Source organism: Spirillospora sp. NPDC047279, assembly GCF_040643285.1.
GTDB lineage: Bacteria > Actinomycetota > Actinomycetes > Streptosporangiales > Streptosporangiaceae > Spirillospora.
The window spans coordinates 121,067-142,662 of sequence record NZ_JBEYUA010000011.1; the positions used below are offsets into that span (position 1 = coordinate 121,067).

Genomic DNA, 21,596 nt, shown 5'->3' on the forward strand with positions numbered 1-21,596 from the left:
CGGCCGGGCTCAGGTCCGCTCGACCGCGGGGGCGATGTCGGTGATGAGGGCCAGCAGCGAGCCGGCCAGCAGGGTGTGCACCTGGGCGCGGCCCAGCGTCTTCTCCTGGAGCCACTGGCGGGTCGCCACCTCGGCCAGACCGGAGTACGCGCGCAGCACGGCGCGCAGGGTGTCGGTCGGGTCGGGCACGCGGAGCATCGTCAGCATGTGCTCGACGGTGATGTCGCGGGTCTTGTTGACGATCCGGCGCAGCTCGGGATCCTGGCCGAAGCCCTCGGCGTCGAGCGCCGCCAGCCAGGTGTCGGCGTTGGCCTCGGCGGCGTCGAGGAACAGCCGTACGCAGAGGTCGACGGTCTCGGCGGTGCTCAGCCGGGCGTCGGGCGGCGGGGCCTGGCCGGAGTAGTCGACCGTCAGCCCGCGCACGACCTCCAGGAACAGCTCGCGCTTGGTGCCGAAGTAGTAGTGGATCAGTCCGCGCTGCACCCCGGCCTCGCGTGCGATCGCGGCGGTCGACACCTCCGCGTACGGGAGCTCGGTGAACATCCGCCGGGCCACGCCGAGGATCTGGTCGCGCCGTTCGTCGCGCGGGAGGCGCTGGTAGCTCGCCCGGGACGACCGGGATGGGGACGGAGAGGCCACGCGGACAGCCTATGCGGCTCCGCGGCGCGGTTGCGCGAAGAGCCGCAGCGGGCGCTCGCGTGCGACCAGGTAGTCCGTGGGGCGGTGCCGCATCGACACCGGCGTCACCCGCGCCGCCGCGCGGTTGGCGCTGATCAGCGAGGCGAACGCGGCCGCGCGCGACCGGCTCCACGGAACGTCCAGCTCACGCCGCAGGCGCGCGGGCAGGAGAGCCCCGGCGGCGAGCAGGTTGATCTGCAGGTAGGCGGGCCCCAGCGGCCACGGCATCCGCAGTTTGCGGCTGGTGTCCAGGAGCTTGGCCGAGACCGTGGTGGGGCGCAGCTCGTGCTGGACCACCCCGTCGAAGTAAGCACGGAAGTCCGTGTAAGTGATGGGGCAGTGCCCTTCCGGAACTCCGCAGGCGTAGGCGATCAGCTTCTGCTCCTGGTAGAAGCGCTCGCGGTCGGTGCCGGACAGGCGCCCGAACGTCCGCTCGTACAGGTCGAGCCCGTTGTGGGTGAGCGTCGCCCACACCCACAGCAGCAGGTCGGGGTCGAGCGCCCGGTAGGGCACGCCCTCGTCGGACAGCCCCTCGACGCGCTGGTGGACGCGGCGCAGCTTGACGGCCTGGCGTTCGGAGACCTCGGGCTCGGCGAACGACAGCTTGAGCATGACGTCGGCGGTGCGCCAGAGGCGGGCGAACGGGTCGCTCTCGAAGTCGGAGTACTGCTCGACGCCCGCCGCCACGAGGGGATGCGTCACCTGCAACAGGAGCGTCGGCGCCGCGCCGAGCCCCAGCACGGGCTCGCGCATCACCTTCCAGGACACGTCGCCAGGCCGGAAGGGCAGCCCATCGGATCTCGCCATGGGGCTCAGTAGAACACGTTCTTGGCGCTACGCCAACAGTGCGGGGCGGGGCATCTCACTCCACCGCGACTTGGGCGGCCTGCGGGGGTGTGCGATCCTTGCCTGCGACGGACGCGGAGGAACCCGGTGCGGCGGGGCCGAACGATCGGCCTGCCTATTCCGGGGCTGTCCCGCAACTGTGACCAGGGGAGTTCCCTCTCGCACATGCCACGGCGGCGACGCTGGAAGGCTGAGGGAGAACGGTGATCCGGGAGCCAGGAGACTCCGGCCGTCGGACGAGACCGCCACGGGCGTGGACACCCGAGGGAAGGACGATGAGGCATGCCTGCCTGTCTGATGGGCCGATGAGCCGCCGCCGCGGCGCGGCCACCGCTCGGTACCCCTTTTCCGCCGTCGTCGGCATGGACGACCTCAAGCTGGCGCTGCTCGTCAACGCGGTGTCGCCGGGCGTCGGCGGCGTGCTGGTCCGCGGCGAGAAGGGCACGGCCAAGTCGACGATCGTCCGCGCGCTCGCGGGCCTGCTGCCCGCGCTGGACGTCGTGCCGGGCTGCCGCTTCTCGTGCGACCCGGCCGACCCCGACCCCGACTGCCCGGACGGCCCGCACGCCGACGCGGCCGACGGCGAGGGCCGGGCGGCGCGGCTGGTGGAGCTGCCGGTCGGCGCCTCCGAAGACCGGCTCACCGGCTCGCTCGACATCGAACGGGCGCTGACCGAGGGCGTGAAGGCCTTCGAACCCGGCCTGCTGGCCGCCGCGCACCGCGGCGTCCTCTACGTCGACGAGGTCAACCTGCTGCACGACCATCTCGTCGACCTGCTGCTGGACGCCGCGGCGATGGGAGAGTCGTACGTCGAGCGTGAGGGCGTCTCGGTCCGGCACGCCGCGCGGTTCCTCCTCGTCGGCACGATGAACCCCGAGGAGGGCGAGCTGCGCCCGCAGCTGCTCGACCGGTTCGGGCTGACCGTCGAGGTGGCGGCGACCCGCGACCCGGACGAGCGCGCCGAGGTCGTCCGGCGGCGGCTGCGCTACGAGGAGGACCCGGCGGGCTTCGCGGCCGGCTGGACCGACGCCGAGGCGGAGCTGGCCGGGCGGATCGCGGCGGCGCGCGACCGGCTCGCCGCCGTCGAGCTGACCGACGCCGCGCTCCGCCAGATCACCGCCGTCTGCGCCGCGTTCGAGGTGGACGGCCTGCGCGCCGACCTGGTGACCGCCCGTGCCGCGATCGCGCTGGCCGCCTGGCACGGCCGCACCGCCGTGACCGCCGACGACGTCCGCACGGCCGCCCGCCTGGCCCTCCCGCACCGGCGCCGCCGCGACCCGTTCGACGCGCCCGGCCTGGACCGGCAGAAGCTGGACGAGGTGTTGGACGAGCACGACGAGCACGACGAGCACGACGAGCACGGCGAGCCCGAGCCCCCCGACGACGACCCCGGCGGCCCGGACGGTCCGGACGACCCGGACGGACCGGGCGGTGAGCCGACCCCGCCGCAGGACGGCTCCGCCCCCTCCGAGCCGGACGGCGACCGGCGCCCGGAGCCCAACGGCCAGAAGCCCGCGCCCGAACGCAACGAGCCGGCGCCGGCGGACGCCGCCTACAAGCCCAGGCTCTTCACCGTCCCCGGCACCGGCATGGGCGCTCCGGGCCGCCGCTCCAAGGCGCGCAGCCCGTACGGCCGGGTCTCCGGCTCGCGGCCGGGCGCGCGCGGGCTGCACCTCACCGCGACCCTGCGCGCCGCCGCCCCGCACCAGCACGCGCGCGGCCGCGGCGGGCCCGGCCTGGTCGTCGCGGCCGAAGACCTGCGCGAGAGCGTCCGCGACGGGCGCGAGGGCAACCTCGTGCTGTTCGTCGTGGACGCCAGCGGGTCGATGGCGGCACGGCAGCGCATGCGCGCCGTCAAGGGCGCGGTCCTCAGCCTGCTCCTGGACGCCTACCAGCGGCGCGACAAGGTCGGCCTCATCACGTTCCGCGGCACCGGCGCCGACCTCGCGCTGCCGCCGACGTCCTCGGTCGAGGCGGGGGCGCGGCGGCTGGAAGGGCTGCCGACCGGCGGCCGCACGCCGCTGGCGGCCGGGCTGCTGCGGGCCGCCGAGGTGCTCCGCGTCGAGCGGCTCCGCGACCCGGCCCGGCGCCCCCTCCTCGTGGTGGTGACCGACGGCCGTGCCACCCACGGTCCCGATCCGGCCGCCGCGGCGGGACCGCTCGCCGGAGTGGCCGCGGTCGTGGTCGACTGCGAGTCCGGGCCGGTGCGGCTCGGCCTGTCCGGGCGGCTGGCCGGTCACCTGGGCGCCGAGCTCGTCCGGCTGGACGAGCTGGCCGCCGACGCGCTGGCCGGGGTCGTCCGCGACGTTCGAAGGGTGGCGTGAGCGAGATGCCGCAGGGCAAGCCGGAGTACGTGCCCGACGACGGGCTGACGACCCGCGAGCGCCGCAACCGGCCGCTGGTGATCGTGCACACCGGTCCGGGCAAGGGCAAGTCGACCGCCGCGTTCGGGCTCGCGCTGCGCGCCTGGAACCAGGGCTGGCCGATCGGGGTCTTCCAGTTCGTCAAGTCGGCCAAGTGGCGCATCGGCGAGGAGCGGGCGCTGCGCGTCCTCGGCGAGACGGGCGAGGGCGGCCCGGTGAGCTGGCACAAGATGGGCGAGGGCTGGTCGTGGATCCAGCGGCCGGGCTCGGAGGAGGACCACGAGGCCGACGCCCGCGAGGGCTGGGAGCAGATCAAGCGCGACCTGGCCGCCGAGACCTACCGCTTCTACGTGCTGGACGAGTTCACGTACCCGATGAGGTGGGGCTGGGTCGACGTCGAGGACGTCGTGGCCGCGCTGCGCGAACGTCCCGGCAACCAGCACGTGGTCATCACGGGCCGGGACGCCGACCCGCGGCTGCTGGAGCTCGCCGACCTCGTCACCGAGATGGGCAAGGCGAAGCACCCCATGGACCGGGGCCAGAAGGGCCAGAAGGGCATCGAGTGGTGATCGAGTGGTGATCGAGTGGTGAACGTTCCCCGCGTCGTCGTCGCGGCCCCGGCCTCCGGGAGCGGCAAGACGACCGTGGCCACGGGCCTGATGGCCGCGTTCGCGGCCCGCGGCCTGGCGGTGTCGCCGCACAAGGTCGGCCCGGACTACATCGACCCCGGCTACCACGCGCTGGCGACGGGCCGCCCGGGGCGCAACCTCGACCCGTGGCTGACGTCCGAGGGACTGGTGGCGCCGCTCTTCCTGCACGGCGCCCGGGCCGCCGGCGCCGACGTGGCGGTGGTCGAGGGCGTCATGGGCCTGTACGACGGCGCGTCCGGGGAGGGCGACTTCGCGTCGACCGCGCACGTGGCGCGGCTGCTCGACGCGCCGGTGATCCTCGTCGTGGACGCGGCGGCGGCGGGCCGTTCGGTGGCGGCGACGGTGCACGGCTTCCGCAGCTACGGCGACGGTGTCCGGCTGGGCGGCGTGATCCTCAACCGGATCGGGTCGGACGGCCACGAACGGTTGTGCCGGGACGCGGTCGAGGAGCTGGGCGTGTCGGTGCTCGGCGCGCTGCGCCGCCACGACGGCATCGCCAAGCCGTCCCGGCACCTCGGGCTCGTCCCGGTCGCCGAGCGCAGCGCCGAGGCCGTCGACACCGTCGACCGGCTCGGCGCCCTCGTCGCCGGGTCCTGCGACCTGGAGGCCGTGCTCGCGCTCGCGCGCAGCGCACCCGCCCTGACCGCCGAGCCCTGGACGCCGCCGCACCGCGACCCGGACCGCGACGGGGCGGCCGTCCCGGTCCGGGTCGCGGTGGCGGGCGGGCCGGCGTTCACGTTCGGCTACACCGAGAACGAGGAACTGCTCGCCGCGGCCGGGGCCGAGGTGGTGCGCTTCGACCCGCTGCGCGACGAGCGGCTGCCCGCCGGCACGCGCGGCGTCGTCATCGGCGGCGGCTTCCCCGAGGTGTACGCGGCGGAGCTGTCGGACAACGAGCCGCTGCGCGCGGAGATCGCCGCGTTCGCGGGGCCGGTCTACGCCGAGTGCGCGGGGATGCTCTACCTGGCGCGCGAGCTGGACGGCAGGCCGATGTGCGGCGTGCTCGGCGACGTCACCGGCCGGATGAGCGAGCGGCTGACGCTGGGCTACCGCGCGGCCGTGGCGGTGTCGGACTCGGTCGTCGCCCGTGCCGGCGAACGGGTGCACGGCCACGAGTTCCACCGGACCGTCACCGACCCGGCGCACGGCGCCACCGCGGCGTGGCAGTGGTCGCCGGAAGGACCGGCCGGGTTCGTCCAGGGCGACCGCGTCGCCTCGTACCTGCATCTGCACTGGGCCGGGGCACCGCACGTCGCGGGGAGATTCACGGAGGCCTGCCGATGAGCGACGACACCTTCCGCGGTCCCGTCCACCTGCGCGGGGAACGGGTCGAGCTGCGGCCGTTCTCGATCGACGACGGTGCCGCGCTCATCGAGGTCATCCGGGCCGGCGAGGACTTCCTCCCCGACAACTTCCCGGCCGAGCTCGACGCGGAGAAGCTGGCCTGGTGGCTCACCACCGGCGTGCACCAGCCGCATCGCTACGGCCTGGCCGTGCACCTCGCGGTGGTCGAGCGCGACAGCGGCGCCTTCGTCGGCACGATCGGGCTCTTCCGGGTCGACTGGTCGCAGGGCACCTGCGAGGTCGGCTACGGCATGCGGCCCGGCCTGCGGCGCCGCGGCCACGCCACCGAGGCGCTCCGGCTGGTCTCGGCGTGGGCGCTGCGCGACTGCGGCCTGCACCGCGTGGAGCTGCGCGCGGTCACGTCCAACTTCGCCTCGCTCCGGGTCGCGGAGAAGGCCGGCTTCGTGCGCGAGGGCACGGCCCGCGGCGGCGAGCGCGACGCCGAGGGCGTCAACCGCGACCAGCACGTCTTCAGCCTGCTGGCCGCCGACCTCGACCGCGCCGAGGGCGAGGGTGCCGGTGACCGTCCGCCCGTGCTCGTCGGCATCGGCGTCGGCCCGGGAGACCCCGAGCTGGTCACCGCCAAGGCCGTCCGGCTGCTGCGCGCCGCCGACGTCGTCCTCGTGCCGGTCATGGCCCTGGACGAGGAGGGCCGCGCCGAGTCGGTCGTGCGCGCCCACACCGGCAAGGCCGAACGGGTCGTCTTCGCGCTGAACGACCGGGGCGGCGTGACCGCCGAGCGCGCCGCCGCCTGGGACGGCGCCGCCGACCGGGTCGTGCGCGCGTTCGCGGAGGGGGCCAGGACCGTCGTGTTCGCCACGATCGGCGACCCCAACGTCTACTCGACCTTCACCTACCTGGCCCAGACCGTGCGCGAGCGGCGGCCCGGCGCGGTCGTGGAGACCGTGCCCGGGATCACCGCCATGCAGGACCTGGCCGCCCGCTCCGGCACCGTCCTCACCGAGGGCGCGGAGTCGCTGACGCTCGTCCCGGTGACGCGCGGCACCGCACGCCTCGGCGCCGCGCTGGAGCACGGCGACACGGTCGTCGCCTACAAGTTCGGCGCGGTGGCCGAGGAGGTCGTCGAGGTGCTCAAGGACGCGGGCCGGCTGGACGAGGCGGTGTACGGCGAGCGGCTGGGGCTGGACGGCGAGGACGTGCGGCCGGCCCGGGAGATCACCGGACCGGTGCCGTACCTGTCGACGCTGATCGTGCCGGGCCACCGCACGACCCGAGGAGGCAAGTTGTGAGCAGGGGACGCGTGGTCTTCGTCGGCGCCGGGCCGGGCGCCGCCGACCTGCTGACGTTCCGCGCGGCCACGGCGATCGCCGGCGCCGACGTGGTGATCTGGGCGGCCAGCCTGGTGCATCCCGACGTGCTGGAGCACGCGCGGGCGGACGCCGAGATCGTCGACTCCGCGCAGCTGCCGATGGAAGGCGTGCTGCCGTACTTCGAACGCGCGCTCGCCGAGGGGCTGACCGTCGCGCGCGTGCACTCCGGCGACCCGGCGTTGTGGGGCGCGCTCCAGGAGCAGCTCGACCGCTGCCGGGAGATGGGGCTGGACGTCGAGGTGATCCCGGGGGTGTCGAGCTTCAGCGCGGTCGCGGCGGCGGTCGGGCGCGAGCTGACGATCCCCGAGGTCGCGCAGTCGGTCGTCCTGACCCGGCTCGGCGGCGGCAAGACGCCGATGCCGCCGGGGGAGGAGGTCCGCGAGTTCGCCCGGCACGGGACGACGATGGCGCTCTTCCTGTCGGCGGCGCGCTCCGGGCAGCTCCAGGACGAGCTCCTGGAGGGCGGCTACCCCGACGACACCCCGTGCGTGGTCGCCTACCAGTGCACCTGGCCGGACGAGCTGATCGTGCGCTGCACGCTCGGCGAGCTGGCCGAGACCGTCAGGACCCACAGGTTGTGGAAGCACACGCTCGTCCTCGTCGGCCCGGCCCTCGCGGCCGGCGGGACGCGGTCGCACCTCTATCACCCGGGTCACTTCCACGGTTTCCGGCGTGCCGAGCCGACGGCCCGGCGCCGCCTCCGGGAGGCTCGTCGCTCCTCCTGACCGGCGCGACGAGGAAGCGAGCACACGACCATGACCGAGAATCCCGAACTCCGCGAACCCGATCTGCCGCGCACCATGAAGGTGCGGCAGAAGGCGCTGCGCACCGGCTGGACCACAGGTTCCTGCGCCTCGGCGGCGGCCAAGGCGGCCGCGCTGCTGCTGCGCGGCGAGGACCTGCCCGGATACGTGGAGGTGGCGCTGCCGTCGGGCAACCGCGTCACGTTCAAGGTCGAGGAGACGGTGCTGGACGCCGACCGCGAACGGGCCCGCGCGGTCGTGGTCAAGGACGCCGGGGACGATCCCGACGTCACGCACGGCGCGCACATCACCGCCGACGTGTCGTGGCGGGACGAGCCCGGGCTCGACCTGGACGGCGGCGAGGGCGTCGGCGTGGTCACCAAGCCGGGCCTCGGCCTGGAGCCGGGCGGCCCCGCCATCAACCCCGTCCCGCGCAAGATGATCACTCATGCGGTCGCCGAGGCGGTCTTCGACACGTCCCTGGACGTCGAGGGCACGCCGGACGCCGCCGAGATCACCGATCCGGGCACCGGACGCGGCCTGCGCGTGGTCATCTCGGTGCCCGACGGCGAGGTGATGGCGCGCAAGACCACCAACAAGCGGCTGGGCATCCTGGGCGGCATCTCGATCCTGGGCACCACCGGGATCGTGCGGCCGTTCTCCACCGCGTCCTGGCGGGCCAGCGTGGAGCAGGCGGTCTCGGTCATGGCGGCGCAGGACGAGACGACGCTCGTCCTGTGCACGGGCGGGCGCACCGAGAAGGGCGCGATGAAGATGTTGCCCAAGCTGCCCGACGTCTGCTTCGTCGAGGTCGGCGACTTCACCGGCGCCGCGCTGCGGCGGGCCGTCGAGCACGGGCTCAGGCAGGTCGTCTTCGTCGGCATGGCGGGCAAGCTCACCAAGCTCGCCGCCGGGGTCCTGATGACCCACTACACCCGTTCCAGGGTCGACACCGAGCTGCTCGGCCGGATCACCACCGACATGGGCGGATCGGCCGAGCTGGCGGCCGAGGTGGCGCGGGCCAACACCGGGCGGCACGCGTACGAGCTGTGGGAGGCGGCGGGCGTGCTCGGCCCGTGCGGCCGCGAGTTGTGCCGCCGCGTCGGCCTCGTCCTGGAGCGCTTCGCCGCCGAGGCCGCGGGCACCGAGACGTCCCCGATCGCGGCGCAGGTCGTGCTGGTCGACTTCACCGGCGAGCGCATGATCGCGATGGCGGGGCGAATGGCGCGATGAACCCCGGTCCCCCCACCTCCCGCCTGTCGGTCGTCGGCTACGACGGCGGCGCCCTGCCCGAGACCGCCCGGCGGCGGCTGGCCGGCGCCGCGCTCGTCGTCGGCGGGGCCCGCCACCTGGAGGCGGCCGGCGTACCCGGCAACGCCCGCACGGTCGTGCTGGGCAAGCTCGCTCCCGCCCTGGACGAGATCGACGCGGCGGTCCGCGAGGGGCTCGGCGTCGTCGTGGTGGCCAGCGGCGACCCGGGCTTCTTCGGGATCGTTCGGGCGCTGCGCGAACGCGGCCGGGAGCCCGAGGTGATCCCGGCGGTGTCGTCGGTGGCGGCGGCGTTCGCGCGGGCGGGACTGCCGTGGGACGACGCCCTGGTGGTGTCGGCGCACGGACGTGAGCTGCGGCGCGCGGTCAACGCGTGCCGCGCGCATCCCAAGGTCGCCGTCCTCACCGCGCCGGGAGCGGGGCCGGCGGAGCTGGCGCGCGCCCTGTTCCCGCAGACGCCGCGCTCGTTCGTGGTCTGCGAAGACCTGGGCGGCCCGGACGAGCGCGTCGTCCACGTCCGCCCGGCCGAGGCGTCGACGCGGCCCTGGCGCGACCCGAACGTGGTGCTCGTCCTCGACTCGCGGCGCGCCGTGGGAGAGCGGGGCTGGCTCGCGGGCTCGCCGCCCGGCCCGGTCGGCTGGGGGCTGCCGGAAGAGGCGTTCGACCGCCGCGACTCGCTCATCACCAAGCCCGAGGTCCGCGCGTTCGCGCTGGCCAAGCTGGGGCCGCGGGTCGGCGACATGGTGTGGGACATCGGCGCGGGCAGCGGCTCGGTCGCGATCGAGTGCGCCCGGTTCGGCGCGGCGGTCGTCGCGGTCGAACGCGACGCGGCGTCGTGCGAGCGGATCCGCGGGAACGTGCGCACGTTCGGCGTCAAGGTCGCGGTGTCGCGCGGCGAGGCGCCCGGCGCCCTCGACCACCTGCCCGACCCGGACGCGGTCTTCGTCGGCGGCGGCGGGCCCGAGGTCGTGGCGGCGTGCGCGGCCCGGGCGCTGCGCTGCGTGGTGGTGGCGCTGATCGCGGTCGAACGGGTGCGGCCGGCGCTGGACGCGCTGCGGGCGGAGGGCTTCACGGTCGACGCCGTTCACCTCCAGGCCAGCCGGCTGTCCCCGATGCCGGGCGACGTGCACCGCTTCGCCGCCGCCAATCCCGTCTACGTGGTGTGGGGCGTCCGCGAGCCCGGACCGCCCGCCGCGCCCGTACCCGAACCCGAACGCAGGCCTCAGGCCATCGCGTGGTTGCCGGAGCCGGACGAGACAGGGAGTGACACGTGATCGGGGTTGTCGCGGCGACCGCGAGCGGCCGGACCGCCGCGGCGACGCTGGCCGGCGCCTGGCCGGACGAGGTGCGCCTCTACACCGGCGGCAAGGCGAGCGACGGGCTGCGCGCGGCGTGGGAGGACTGCGACACGATCGTGAGCTTCCTCGCCGTCGGCGCGACCGTGCGCGTGCTGGCGCCGCTGCTCGCGCACAAGACCACCGACCCGGCCGTGGTGTGCGTGGACGAGGGCATGCGGTACGCGGTCGCGGTGCTGGGCGGGCACCACGGCGCCAACCTGCTCGCCCGGCGGCTCACCGGCGTCCTCGGCTGCGAGCCGGTCGTCACCACCGCCAGCGACCAGAGCAACGTCACGCCGCTCGACTCGTTCGGCGCCGACCTCGGCTTCCGCGTCCACAACGGTGAGCTCCTCGCGCACGTCGGAGCGGCGGTGCTGTCCGGCGAGCCGGTGCTGATCGAGGGGGCCGAGACCTGGCCGCTGCCCGCGCTTCCGCCGAACGTGAGCCGCGAGGCGGACGCCGCGGCCGCCATCCTGGTCACCGACCGGGCCGAGCCGACGTGCATGTGCCCGGAAGGCACGTTCGGGGGGCGCTTGGTCTACCGGCCGCCGTCGCTGGTCGTCGGTGTCGGGTCGGCGCGCGGCGTGGCCGCCGCCGAGGTCGGCGGCCTGATCGACGCCGCGCTCGCAGGCGCGGGCCTGGCGCCCGGGTCGGTGCGGTGCGTCGCGACCGTCGACCTGAAGGCCGACGAGGAGGGCATCCTCGCGGCGGCGCGCGAACGCGGCTGGGAGGTCGTCACCTATCCGGCCGGCGTCCTGGCCTCCGTCGAGGTGCCCAACCCGTCCGAGGTCGTCCGGGCGGAGGTCGGGACGCCGAGCGTCGCGGAGGCGTCGGCCCTGCACGCGGCCCGCTCGTTCGGGCGCGGCGGCGAGCTGGTCGCGGAGAAGCGCAAGTCGGCGAACGCGACCGTGGCCGTCGCGCGCCTGGTCCCGAAGGGGCGGCTGAGCATCGTCGGGCTGGGGCCGGGCGCCCGCGACCTGGTCACCCCGCGCGCGATCGAGGCGTTGCGCCGTTCGTCGGTCGTCGTCGGGCTCGACCAGTACGTCGACCAGGTGCGCGACCTGCTGCGGCCGGGGACCCGGGTGCTGGAGAGCGGGCTCGGGCAGGAGGAGGAGCGGGCGCGCACGGCCGTCGAGGAGGCGCGGGCCGGGCACGCGGTCGCCCTGATCGGGTCGGGCGACGCGGGCGTGTACGCGATGGCCAGCCCGGCGCTGGAGTTCGCCGCCGACGACATCGAGGTCGACGGGGTGCCGGGGATCACGGCCGCGGTCGCCGCGTCCAACCTGCTGGGCGCGCCGCTGGGGCACGACCACGCCTACGTCTCGCTGTCCGACCTGCACACGCCCTGGGAGGTCATCGAACGGCGGGTGCGGGCGGCGGCCGAGGGCGACTTCACCGTGTGCCTCTACAACCCGCGCAGCAGGGCGCGCGACTGGCAGCTGCCCAAGGCGCTGGGCATCCTGGCCGAGCACCGGCCGCCGGGGACGCCGGTCGGCCTGGTCCGCAACGCCTCCCGGCCGGACGAGACGACGACGCTGACCACGCTCGCGACGGTCGATCCGGCGGACGTGGACATGTTCACCGTGGTCCTGGTCGGTTCGAGCGTCAGCCGGGCGGTCGCCGGGCGCTTTGTCACCCCTCGGGGGTATCGATGGGCATAGTCTCCAGCGCGAGGGTCCCCCTGAGGGTCACCGTCACCGACCGCTGCCAGGGCTGTGGAGCCTGCCTGCTGACGTGCCCGGAGCACGCGATCCGCCCGCACGGGCGGCCGCTGCTCGTCCTGGGCGAGCTCTGCACCGGCTGCGGCGAGTGCATCGAGGTCTGCCCGGTCGACGCCATCGAGGAGAGTTCATGACGGTCCGCCAGCCCCACCCGATCGAGGTGCGGTCGTACGAGATCCTGCGCTCGCGGGTGGACCTCTCGCCGATGCCGCCTCTCTGGCGCGCGGTCACCGAACGGGTCATCCACGCCAGCGCGGACCTGGAGTACGCGGTCGACCTGGTCACTCACGAGGAGGCGCTCCGCCAGGGCTGGGCGGCCCTGCGCGACGGCGCCCCGATCGTGACCGACGTCGAGATGGTGGCGGCCGGGATCACCGCCCGCGAGGCGTTGTGCCAGGTCAACGACCCGGCGGCGGCCCGGCTCTCGCGCGCCGCCGGGATCACCCGTTCCGCCGCCGCCGTCCGCCTCGCCTACTCCGAGGTCGGGCCGGGCGCCGTGTGGGTGGTCGGCTGCGCGCCGACCGCGCTCTACGAGCTGATCCAGCAGCAGGTGCGGCCCGCGCTGATCATCGGTATGCCGGTCGGCTTCGTGGGCGCCGCCGAGTCCAAGGAGGCGCTGCGCGCCAGCGGCCTGCCCCAGGTCAGCAACTACTCCGAGAAGGGCGGGTCCGCGGTCGCCGCGGCCGCCTGCAACGCACTGCTCTACTACGAGGGGGACCCACGGTGACGCCGCCATTGCTGGTGGTCGGGCACGGCACCCGGGACGAGGCGGGCGTCGCCGAGTTCGGGGCGTTCGTGCGACGGCTGGCCGGACGCCTTCCGGTGGAGGTGGCGGGCGGATTCATCGAGCTGTCGCCGCCGCCGCTGACCGACGCGGTCGCCGAGCTGTACGCGGCCGGGCACCGCCGGGTGGCCGCCGTGCCGCTGATGCTCGTCGCCGCCGGGCACGGCAAGGGCGACGTCCCCGGCGCGATGGCGCGCGAGCTCGTCCGCCATCCGGGCCTGTCGTACGTCTACGGCCGCCCCCTGGGCCCGCACCCCGTACTCCTGGACCTGCTCGACGAACGCCTGCGCGCCGCCCTGCCCGAGGCGGCCGGCGCCCCGGGGCCCGCCGAGCCGACGGGGGTGCTGCTGGTGGGACGGGGGTCCAGCGACCCGGACGCCAACGCCGAGGTGCACAAGGTGGCGCGGCTGTTCTGGGAGGGGCGCGGCGCCTCCGGACCCGAGCAGGGGCCTGGCCTGATGGCGGTGGAGCCCGCGTTCGTCTCGCTGGCCGGGCCGGACGTGCCGGCGGGGCTGGAGCGGCTGCGGCGCCTGGGCGCCCGCCGGATCGTCGTCCTCCCGTACTTCCTGTTCCCGGGCGTCCTGCCGGACCGCGTGATCGCCGAGACCGCGGCGTTCTCGGAAGATCATCCGAATCTGGACGTCCGGAGCGCCGCGGTGATCGGCGACTGCGACGGCCTGGCCGACCTGGTGGTCGAACGGTACGAGGAGGCCCTGGCCGGGGACATCCGCATGAACTGCGACACATGCGTCTACCGCATCGCGATGCCCGGCTTCGAGGGCCGCGTGGGGGCTCCGCAGCTTCCCCACCACCATCCGGACGACCCCGCCGGGCACGGCCATGGTCACGGCCACGGGCACGCTCATGCACACTGATTCGTTGGACATGATGGTGCCCGAACCCCCCTTCAGCGCCGTCGCACCGTCGCCGGATGAAGGGGTGGTTCCGTGACCGAGCCGCAGCGGTTCGATGAGGTGGACCTGCTGCACCACGGGGACGCCGAGGTCGGTGACGGGCTCGCCGACTTCGCGGTGAACGTACGCCCGGGCACGCCGCCCGAGTGGCTGGCGGCGCGCCTGCGCGCCTCCATCGCCGATCTCGCGGCCTATCCCGACCCGGGCGCGGCCCGCCGGGCGGTGGCGCGGCGGCACGGCCGGGCGGTCGACGAGGTGCTCCTCACCGCCGGCGCCGCCGAGGCGTTCGTGCTGCTGGCCCGGGTGCTCGAGCCGCGCCGCGCGGTGGTCGTGCACCCGCAGTTCACCGAGCCCGAGGCCGCGCTGCGCGCTGCCGGGCACGACGTCGGCCGGGTGATCCTCGACAAGGACTTCACGCTCGACCCGGCCGCCGTGCCCGAGGACGCCGACCTGGTCATGATCGGCAATCCCACGAACCCGACGTCCGTCCTGCACCCCGAGGCCGCCGTCGCCGCGCTCGCCCGCCCCGGCCGCACCGTCGTGGTCGACGAGGCGTTCATGGACTGCGTGCCGGGCGAGCCGGAGAGCCTGGCCGGGGTCCCGGGGCCCGGACTCGTGGTGATCCGCAGCCTGACCAAGACGTGGGGGCTGGCGGGGCTGCGCGCCGGCTACCTGCTCGCCGAGGCCAACCTGGTCGCCCGGCTGGCCGCCGCGCAGCCGCTCTGGGCGCTCTCCACGCCCGCGCTGGTCGCCATCGAGGCCTGCTGCGAGCCGGACGCGCTGCACGAGGCCGGGCGGTGGGCGATGGAGCTGGGCGAGGAACGCGCCAGGTTGTCGGCGGAGCTGTCCGCCCGCGGGCTCTACGTGGTGCCGGGCGCCCGCGCCTCGTTCCTCTGCCTGCGCGTGCCCGACGGCCTGGGCATCCGGGCCCTGCTGCGGCAGCGCGGGTACGCGGTGCGGCGCGGCGACACCTTCCCCGGGCTCGGGCCCGACTGGCTCCGCGTCGCCGTCCGCGACCGCGCCGCCGACGACTCCCTCCTGGAGGTCCTGGGTGAGCTCGGCATCTGACCATGAACGACGAGACCTGAACGGCGCGGCCGTGGCCGGCGCGGCCCGCCAGGGGAGGCACCCGTGAACCTGATCGAGCGGACCGTCGCGGCGATCCCGCCGCCCGACGAGGCGGCCATGCGGGACGCCCGCGACCACCAGGCCCGGCTGACCAAGCCCCCGGGCTCGCTGGGCGTCCTGGAGGAGGTGGCGGTCCGGCTGGCCGGGCTGGCGGGGCAGTCCCCGCCGCCGCTGCCCGAGCCCGCCGCCGTGGCGGTCTTCGCGGCCGACCACGGCGTGCACGCCCAGGGCGTGACCCCCTGGCCGCAGGAGGTGACGGCCCAGATGGTCGCCAACTTCCTCACGGGCGGCGCCGTGGTCAACGCGTTCGCCGGCCAGGTCGGCGCCGCGGTCACGGTCGTCGACATCGGGGTGGCCACCGACCTGGACGCGGCGCCCGGGCTGCTCCCGCGCAAGATCGCCCACGGTACGGCCGACATGACCCAGGGGCCGGCGATGACGCCCGAGCAGGCCGTCCGGGCGGTCGAGACCGGCATCGAGGTGGCCCGCGACCTGGTCGCCGGCGGAGCGCGCTGCCTGATCACCGGCGACATGGGCATCGCCAACACCACCGCCTCCGCCGCGCTGATCGCCGCGTTCACCGGCCTGCCGCCCGAGCGGGTCACCGGCCGCGGCACCGGCATCGACGACGCCACCCACGCCCGCAAGATCGAAGTCGTCCGCGCCGCCCTGGCCCGCCACGCCCTCCTCGCCTCACCCGCCGAGCCCGCCGAGCCCACCGAGCCCGCCAGGGCCGTTGAGTCCACCGAGCCAGCCGGTGCCGCGGGGGATCCGGCCCGGGTGGGTGGCGGTGCGCTGGAGGTGCTGGCGGCCGTGGGCGGGTTCGAGCACGCGGCGCTGGCCGGATTCGTCCTGGGCGGGGCCTCGCTGCGCGTTCCGGTCGTGCTGGACGGCGTGATCGCCGGCGCCGCCGCGCTGGCCGCCGCCGCCCTGTGCCCGGACGCCCTGGGCGCCTGCGTCGCCGGGCACCGTTCGGCGGAGCCGGGCCACGCCGCCGCCCTCGCTCAGCTGGGCCTGCGGCCCCTGGTGGACCTCGAACTACGGCTGGGGGAGGGCACCGGGGCCGTCCTGGCGCTGCCGCTGGTCCAGGGGGCGGTCCGGGTCATGCACGAGGTGGCGACCTTCGACTCCGCCGGTGTGAGCGGCAAACAGGAGTCGACTCAGTAACGACATGATCACAGGTTGAGTCACGCTCGGCTATCGACTGGGGGAGAGCACTCTCCATGGACTCCGTAACCCCGGTACCTTTGACCCGCAAAGGCACATGTCAGTCACCTGCGTCCTGATCGAGAGAAGGAATTGCCCCCGTACCTGCTAGGCCTGCGACTCAGCGGGCGGCGCGTCCTCGTCGTCGGCGGGGGCCGGGTCGCCCAGCGGCGCGTGCCCGCGCTGCTGGCCGCCGGCGCCGACGTCGTACTGGTCGCCCCCGAGGTCACGCCTTCGCTGGAGGGCCTGATCGACGACGGCACGGTGCGCTGGGAACGCCGCGAATACGCGGCGGGTGACTGTGCCGGGGCCTGGCTCGTCCAGGCCGTCAGCGACGACGCGAAGGTCAACGCGGCCGTCGCCGCCGAGGCCGAGAGGGCCCGGATCTGGTGCGTGCGGGCCGACGACGCCGACGCCTCCGCCGCCTGGACCCCCGCGAGCGGGCAGGTGGGCGAGACCACGGTCGGCGTGCTGTCCGGCGGCGATCCGCGCCGGGCCGCGGGCATCCGCGACGCGGTAGTCGACGGCCTGCGCGACGCGACGATCGAGGCGCGCCACTCGCGGCACAAGCCGGTGGGGGTCGCCCTGGTCGGCGGCGGTCCCGGCGACCCCGCGCTGATCACCGTCCGGGGGCGGCAGCTGCTGGCCCAGGCCGACGTGGTCGTCACCGACCGGCTGGCCCCGCGCGAGCTGCTGGACGAGCTTCCCGCGGACGTCGAGGTGATCGACGCCGCCAAGATCCCCTACGGTCGTACCGTGACCCAGGAGCGCATCAACGGCTATCTGGTCGACAACGTGCGCCAGGGCAAGTTCGTGGTGCGGCTCAAGGGCGGCGACCCGTTCGTCTTCGGGCGCGGCGCCGAAGAGGTGCTGCACTGCGCCCGGCACGGCATCCCGGTGACCGTGGTGCCGGGCATCACCAGCGCGGTCGCGGCGCCCGCCGCGGCGGGCATCCCGGTCACCCACCGGGGCGTCGCGCAGGACTTCCACGTCGTCTCCGCCCACATCGCCCCCGACACTCCGGCCTCCACGGTCGACTGGGAGGCTCTGGGCAGGTCAGAGGGCACATTGGTGCTGCTCATGGCGGTGGAGCGGATGGGTCTGATCGCCGACGCGCTCATACGCTATGGTCGGTCGTCTGATACGCCGGTGGCCGTGGTCCAGGACGGCACCCTCCCGGGCCAGCGGGCGCTGACGGCCACCCTCGGCACCGTGGTGGACGAGATGGCGGCCGGGGGGATCCGTCCGCCGGCGATCGTGGTCGTGGGCGACGTCGTCAACGTGGCACGAGAGATCGACATGATTCGAGCGGACATGGGACGGGATCCGTGACACCCCCGGCAGAGCAGAGCGCGGTCCACGACGAGGAGGCGGGCGCCGGCACCGAGCGGTCCGGAGACGCCTCCGAGCAGACCGCCCAGGGCGGCACCCAGCCCCCGGAGGAGACGGGCGTCGGTGCCGCGCGCCCGGACCCGGCGTCCGGCGAGCCGGGCAAGGCGCGTCCCGCCCGCAAACGAGGCCGGGGGACACGCGCCAAGCCCCGGGAGGCCGCGGCTCCCGAGCCCGAGCCCGCGCGCACCGACGACGAGGCCGAGCCACGTCCCGGCGGGACGGGCGACGACGCGACCGGCCCCGGCACCACCGACCCTGCCCCCACGCCGTCCCCAGGGAGCGGCCCGGTGACGACCCCTCCGTCCGAGCCCGACAGCGATTCCGCCCACGCGGGCGAGGCCCCCGCCCCCACCCCCACGCCTGATCCCGCCCCCACTCCCACTCCCACCCCCGCGCGGGCCCCCGCGCCGCGTTCCGGCGAGAGCGGCCGCGCGGCGCCCGGCAAGAGCGGTCCCGGGGCGCCGGCCTCGCCCGGGTCCGCGCACAAGGGCGAGCTGACCAGGGCGCTCGGCAGCCTGCGCGACCAGCTCGGCGCGTTCGAGCTGGTGCTCGACGTTCCCGGGGTCGACGAGGCGCGGGCGGCGCAGCTCGACATCAAGGCACAGCTCGACGACTACGTGCTGCCGCGCGTTCAGGCGGCGGGCGCCCCCATGCTCGTGGTCCTGGGCGGTTCGACCGGCGCGGGCAAGTCGACCCTGGTCAACACGCTCGTCGGCGCGCGGGTCAGCGCGACCGGCGTGCTGCGGCCGACCACCAGCAGCCCGATCCTGGTGTGCCACCCCGACCACAGCGAATGGTTCCTGGAGGGGCCGCTGCTGCCCGGCATGGGCCGCATCCCGGGCCCCGCGCCGGACGCCATCGCGGGCGACCAGCTGGTGATCATCCCGAGCGAGGCGATCCCGCCCGGGCTGGCGCTGCTCGACAGCCCCGACTTCGACTCGGTCTTCGAAGACCACTTCGAGTTCGCCACCAAGCTGATGGCCGCCGCCGACCTGTGGTTGTGCGTCACCACCGCGGCCCGCTACGCCGACGCCCAGGTCTGGCAGATGCTCCAGCGCGCCAAGGAGCAGGGCGCCACCCTCGGCGTCGTGCTCTCGCGGGTGCCGCAGGGCGCGGGCTCGGAGGTCGTCGACCACTTCGCCGAGATGCTCACCGAGCACGGCGTGGGCGAGGCGCGGCGGTTCACCATCCCGGAGACCAAGATCGAAGACAGCCGGCTGCCCGAGGAGGCGGCCGAGGACGTGCGGGCCTGGCTCGTCGGCGTCGCGGAGAACACCGAAGACCGCGAGATCGTCATCGAGGACACCCTCGGCGGCGTGCTCGACAGCCTCCGCATCCGGGTGCCCGAGCTGGCCAAGCAGGTCGAGCTGCAGGTCGAGAAGCGCAACGAGCTCGCCCGGGAGGTCGAGGGCGCGTACGGCACGGCGCTCGCCGAGCTCGACGAGGCGACCCGCAACGGCTCGCTGCTGCGCGGCGAGGTGCTGGCCCGCTGGCAGGACTTCGCCGGAACGGGCGACCTGCTGCGCGCCCTCCACGTCCAGCGGGGCCGCACCGGCTTCCCCGGCCGCCGCACCAGCCGGCGCCGCCGCAGCCCCGCCCGGGTGCGGGCGCTCAAGGCGGCCCTGCGCAGCGGGCTCGAATCGCTGATCATCGCGTCCGCCGAGCACGGCGCCGAACAGGTGATCGTGCGATGGCGCGCCCACCCCGCCGGCGGCCAGGTGCTGGCCCGCCCGGCCTCCGGGCTCGGGCACGCCTCGCCGGAGTTGTCGCGCCGCGTCACCCGGGCCGTCAGCTCCTGGCAGGACCACGTCCAGGAGCTCATCCGGACCGAGGGCGTCACCAAACGTTCCGTCGCCAAGCTGGTCTCCTTCGACGAGGAGGCGCTGTCGCTCGTCCTGATGATCGGGCTGCTCGGCTACGGCACCTCCGAGGTCGCCGTCGAGGGCGGCACCAGCGCCGTGCCGCAACGGCTGCTCAAGGCGCTGTTCGGCGCCGAGTCGCTGCGCGGCATGGGCGCCAAGGCCCGTGCCGACCTGCGGAGCCGGATCGGCATGTTGTTCGACGAGGAGGCCCTGCGGTACGGGCAGGTCCTCGACGCCGCCGGCATCCCCGACGAGACCACCCCCGTCCAGCTCTACCAGGCCACGTACAACCTCGAGGTCGCCCGATGACCACATCGGCCATACCCGCGAAGTCCCCGGCGGGGACCGGCGGCGTCCCCGTCGCCGGACCCGAGGCGGTCGACGGCGCTCCGCAGCTCACCGAGCGGCTCAACGGCCTCGACCGGCTCGTCCGGCTCGGCGCCGGCCGGCTCGACGGGCCGCTCCTCACCGAGGCCGACACGCTGCTCGACCGGGCCGGCCAGCGGCTCCGGCTGTCCGGCGAGCACACCGTGATCACGCTCGCCGGCGGCACGGGCAGCGGCAAGTCGTCGTTGTTCAACGCGATCTGCGGGCTCGAACTCTCGCCCACCGGCGTGCGCCGCCCGATGACCTCCAAGGCGCACGCCTGCGTGTGGGGCCTGGACGGCGCCGGGCCGCTCCTCGACTGGCTGGACGTCGACAAGCGGCACCGCTACGCCCGCGCCAGCGCCCTCGACCTCGAACGGGCCGACGCCTCGCTGCAGGGCCTCGTCCTGATCGACCTGCCCGACCACGACTCCATCCAGGCCATGCACCGCGCCGAGGTCGACCGGTTCGTCGCCATCGCCGACCTGCTCGTGTGGGTGGTCGACCCGCAGAAGTACGCCGACGCCGCCCTGCACCGCAACTACATCGTGCCGTTCGCCCGGCACGCGGGCGTCACCCTGATCGTCCTCAACCAGGTCGACCGGCTGCAGCCCGCCGAGGTCGACGACTGCGTGGCCGACCTGCGCCGGCTGCTCGAGGCCGAGGGGCTCGCCTCCCCCCGCATCGTCACCACCTCCGCCGTCTCCGAGGAGGGCGTCGCCGGGTTCCGCGACGTCCTGGTCGACACCGTCGCCGCCCGCCGGGCCCGTTCGGAACGGCTGACCGCCGACGTCGACAAGCTCGCCGAACGGTTCACCGAGTTCCGCGGCGCCACCGAGCCGCCCAAGGCCGTCGACGAGGGCCGCCGGGTCGAGCTCGTCCAGTCCCTCACCGACGCCGCCGGGGCGCCCGCGGTGGCCGAGGCGATGGAGAGCGCCTACGAGCTGCGCGCCGCCGACTTCGTGGGCTGGCCCGTCTCCGCGCTGATCACCCGGCTGCGCTCCGACCCGCTGCGCCGCATGCGGCTCACCGAGCTCCGCGACGAGCTGCGCGGCGCGTTCACCGGCCCCATCGGCGCCCAGCAGGGCGACGTCGACACCGCGCTCCAGAACGTCACCGACGGCGTGGTCGCCGAGCTGCCCGACCCGTGGGCCCGTTCGGTCCGCGGCGCCGCGCGCTCGCACGCCGCCGAGCTCCCCGAGGCGCTGGGCATCGCGCTCAAGGACGCGCTGCCCACGTTCAACCAGGTGCCGCGCTGGTGGTGGCTGGTCAAGACCTGGCAGTACTTCCTCGTGCTGGTCTCCGTGCTGGGCATCGCCTGGATCGGCCTGCTGGTCGCCTACGGCCTGTTCGGCGACGGCGACGCGCCCTCCGGCCTGGTCGGCGACGCGGGCCTGATCCCGTACGTCGCGATCCTCGTCGTCTGCACGCTGGGGATGGGCGCGCTGACCGCCTCCGCCTGCCGCAACATGGTCGCGCTCCAGTCGGCCAGACACGGCGAACGCATGGAGGAGCACATGCGCGAGCACATCACCGAGGTCGCCGACGAGAAGGTCCTCACCCCGATCGCCGCCGAGCTCGAGGCCTACGCCCGCTTCCGCACCGACGTCGAGGCCGTCCGCGCCACCTGAGTTGTCCACAGTTCCGTCACGGTCTTCTCAC

18 protein-coding genes and 1 riboswitch are annotated in these 21,596 nt (G+C 75.0%); of the genes, 16 read left to right on the forward strand and 2 right to left on the reverse strand.

What is annotated here, in order from left to right:
- Window positions 1–9 precede the first annotated feature (9 nt).
- Together ABZ810_RS27640 and ABZ810_RS27645 are read right to left on the reverse strand one after the other, a co-directional pair.
- Complete coding sequence (locus ABZ810_RS27640; RefSeq protein ID WP_358408089.1) at window positions 10–639, reverse strand: helix-turn-helix domain-containing protein; 630 nt, start codon at window positions 637–639, stop codon at window positions 10–12.
- Window positions 640–648: 9 nt separating this feature from the next.
- Window positions 649–1,485, reverse strand: a complete 837-nt coding sequence (locus ABZ810_RS27645; protein WP_358408091.1) for an oxygenase MpaB family protein — start codon at window positions 1,483–1,485, stop codon at window positions 649–651.
- Window positions 1,486–1,601: 116 nt separating this feature from the next.
- Window positions 1,602–1,750: riboswitch (cobalamin riboswitch) on the forward strand.
- Window positions 1,751–1,829: 79 nt separating this feature from the next.
- Here ABZ810_RS27645 and ABZ810_RS27650 point away from each other — a divergent pair.
- The 16 genes from ABZ810_RS27650 (at window position 1,830) to ABZ810_RS27725 (ending at window position 21,565) form a co-directional block, all read left to right on the forward strand.
- Complete coding sequence (locus tag ABZ810_RS27650; protein WP_358408094.1) at window positions 1,830–3,848, forward strand: putative cobaltochelatase; 2,019 nt, start codon at window positions 1,830–1,832, stop codon at window positions 3,846–3,848.
- Window positions 3,849–3,853: 5 nt separating this feature from the next.
- Window positions 3,854–4,456 (forward strand): cob(I)yrinic acid a,c-diamide adenosyltransferase, encoded by a 603-nt coding sequence (gene cobO, locus ABZ810_RS27655; RefSeq protein WP_358408498.1) that lies wholly within the window; start codon window positions 3,854–3,856, stop codon window positions 4,454–4,456.
- A 15-nt stretch (window positions 4,457–4,471) separates the two neighbouring features.
- Window positions 4,472–5,821, forward strand: a complete 1,350-nt coding sequence (locus ABZ810_RS27660) for a cobyrinate a,c-diamide synthase (protein ID WP_358408096.1) — start codon at window positions 4,472–4,474, stop codon at window positions 5,819–5,821.
- Complete coding sequence (gene cobI, locus ABZ810_RS27665) at window positions 5,818–7,131, forward strand: precorrin-2 C(20)-methyltransferase (RefSeq protein WP_358408097.1); 1,314 nt, start codon at window positions 5,818–5,820, stop codon at window positions 7,129–7,131. Before ABZ810_RS27660 ends, cobI begins: the two co-directional genes overlap by 4 nt.
- A complete protein-coding gene (gene cobM / locus ABZ810_RS27670; protein ID WP_358408100.1) occupies window positions 7,128–7,937 on the forward strand; it encodes a precorrin-4 C(11)-methyltransferase in 810 nt (269 codons plus the stop codon). The genes cobI and cobM overlap by 4 nt, the downstream gene beginning before the upstream one ends.
- Before the next feature lie 30 nt (window positions 7,938–7,967).
- Window positions 7,968–9,188 carry a cobalt-precorrin-5B (C(1))-methyltransferase gene (locus ABZ810_RS27675; protein ID WP_358408102.1) on the forward strand — a complete coding sequence of 407 codons (1,221 nt, stop codon included), beginning with the start codon at window positions 7,968–7,970 and terminating at the stop codon, window positions 9,186–9,188.
- Window positions 9,185–10,498, forward strand: coding sequence for a precorrin-6y C5,15-methyltransferase (decarboxylating) subunit CbiE (gene cbiE, locus ABZ810_RS27680; RefSeq protein ID WP_358408103.1), 1,314 nt, complete (start codon window positions 9,185–9,187; stop codon window positions 10,496–10,498). Before ABZ810_RS27675 ends, cbiE begins: the two co-directional genes overlap by 4 nt.
- Window positions 10,495–12,222: a precorrin-3B C(17)-methyltransferase gene (gene cobJ / locus ABZ810_RS27685; RefSeq protein ID WP_358408104.1), complete on the forward strand. Its 1,728-nt coding sequence runs from the start codon at window positions 10,495–10,497 to the stop codon at window positions 12,220–12,222. Before cbiE ends, cobJ begins: the two co-directional genes overlap by 4 nt.
- Window positions 12,213–12,416, forward strand: coding sequence for a 4Fe-4S binding protein (locus ABZ810_RS27690; protein WP_358408105.1), 204 nt, complete (start codon window positions 12,213–12,215; stop codon window positions 12,414–12,416). Before cobJ ends, ABZ810_RS27690 begins: the two co-directional genes overlap by 10 nt.
- Window positions 12,413–13,009, forward strand: a complete 597-nt coding sequence (locus ABZ810_RS27695) for a precorrin-8X methylmutase (protein WP_358408107.1) — start codon at window positions 12,413–12,415, stop codon at window positions 13,007–13,009. Before ABZ810_RS27690 ends, ABZ810_RS27695 begins: the two co-directional genes overlap by 4 nt.
- Window positions 13,006–13,941, forward strand: coding sequence for a sirohydrochlorin chelatase (locus tag ABZ810_RS27700; protein WP_358408109.1), 936 nt, complete (start codon window positions 13,006–13,008; stop codon window positions 13,939–13,941). The genes ABZ810_RS27695 and ABZ810_RS27700 overlap by 4 nt, the downstream gene beginning before the upstream one ends.
- A 72-nt stretch (window positions 13,942–14,013) precedes the next feature.
- Entirely contained in the window at window positions 14,014–15,048 is a 1,035-nt protein-coding gene (gene cobC, locus ABZ810_RS27705) for an Rv2231c family pyridoxal phosphate-dependent protein CobC (protein ID WP_358408110.1), read from the forward strand.
- A 63-nt stretch (window positions 15,049–15,111) separates the two neighbouring features.
- Window positions 15,112–16,275 (forward strand): nicotinate-nucleotide--dimethylbenzimidazole phosphoribosyltransferase, encoded by a 1,164-nt coding sequence (locus tag ABZ810_RS27710; protein ID WP_358408112.1) that lies wholly within the window; start codon window positions 15,112–15,114, stop codon window positions 16,273–16,275.
- A gap of 132 nt (window positions 16,276–16,407) precedes the next feature.
- A complete protein-coding gene (gene cobA / locus ABZ810_RS27715) occupies window positions 16,408–17,646 on the forward strand; it encodes a uroporphyrinogen-III C-methyltransferase (protein WP_358408115.1) in 1,239 nt (412 codons plus the stop codon).
- Window positions 17,643–19,877: an AAA family ATPase gene (locus ABZ810_RS27720; protein WP_358408116.1), complete on the forward strand. Its 2,235-nt coding sequence runs from the start codon at window positions 17,643–17,645 to the stop codon at window positions 19,875–19,877. Before cobA ends, ABZ810_RS27720 begins: the two co-directional genes overlap by 4 nt.
- Window positions 19,874–21,565, forward strand: a complete 1,692-nt coding sequence (locus ABZ810_RS27725; protein WP_358408117.1) for an ABC transporter — start codon at window positions 19,874–19,876, stop codon at window positions 21,563–21,565. Before ABZ810_RS27720 ends, ABZ810_RS27725 begins: the two co-directional genes overlap by 4 nt.
- Window positions 21,566–21,596 lie beyond the last annotated feature (31 nt).

Excerpts from the sequence above, each read along its gene's own strand:
- ABZ810_RS27650 (WP_358408094.1), top strand. The coding sequence starts at position 1,830 with ATGAGCCGCCGCCGCGGCGCGGCCACCGCTCGGTACCCCTTTTCCGCC.
- ABZ810_RS27645 (WP_358408091.1), bottom strand. The coding sequence starts at position 1,485 with ATGGCGAGATCCGATGGGCTGCCCTTCCGGCCTGGCGACGTGTCCTGG.
- ABZ810_RS27725 (WP_358408117.1), top strand. The coding sequence starts at position 19,874 with ATGACCACATCGGCCATACCCGCGAAGTCCCCGGCGGGGACCGGCGGC.
- ABZ810_RS27675 (WP_358408102.1), top strand. The coding sequence starts at position 7,968 with ATGACCGAGAATCCCGAACTCCGCGAACCCGATCTGCCGCGCACCATG.
- cobO (WP_358408498.1), top strand. The coding sequence starts at position 3,854 with ATGCCGCAGGGCAAGCCGGAGTACGTGCCCGACGACGGGCTGACGACC.
- ABZ810_RS27695 (WP_358408107.1), top strand. The coding sequence starts at position 12,413 with ATGACGGTCCGCCAGCCCCACCCGATCGAGGTGCGGTCGTACGAGATC.
- cobI (WP_358408097.1), top strand. The coding sequence starts at position 5,818 with ATGAGCGACGACACCTTCCGCGGTCCCGTCCACCTGCGCGGGGAACGG.
- cbiE (WP_358408103.1), top strand. The coding sequence starts at position 9,185 with ATGAACCCCGGTCCCCCCACCTCCCGCCTGTCGGTCGTCGGCTACGAC.
- ABZ810_RS27690 (WP_358408105.1), top strand. The coding sequence starts at position 12,213 with ATGGGCATAGTCTCCAGCGCGAGGGTCCCCCTGAGGGTCACCGTCACC.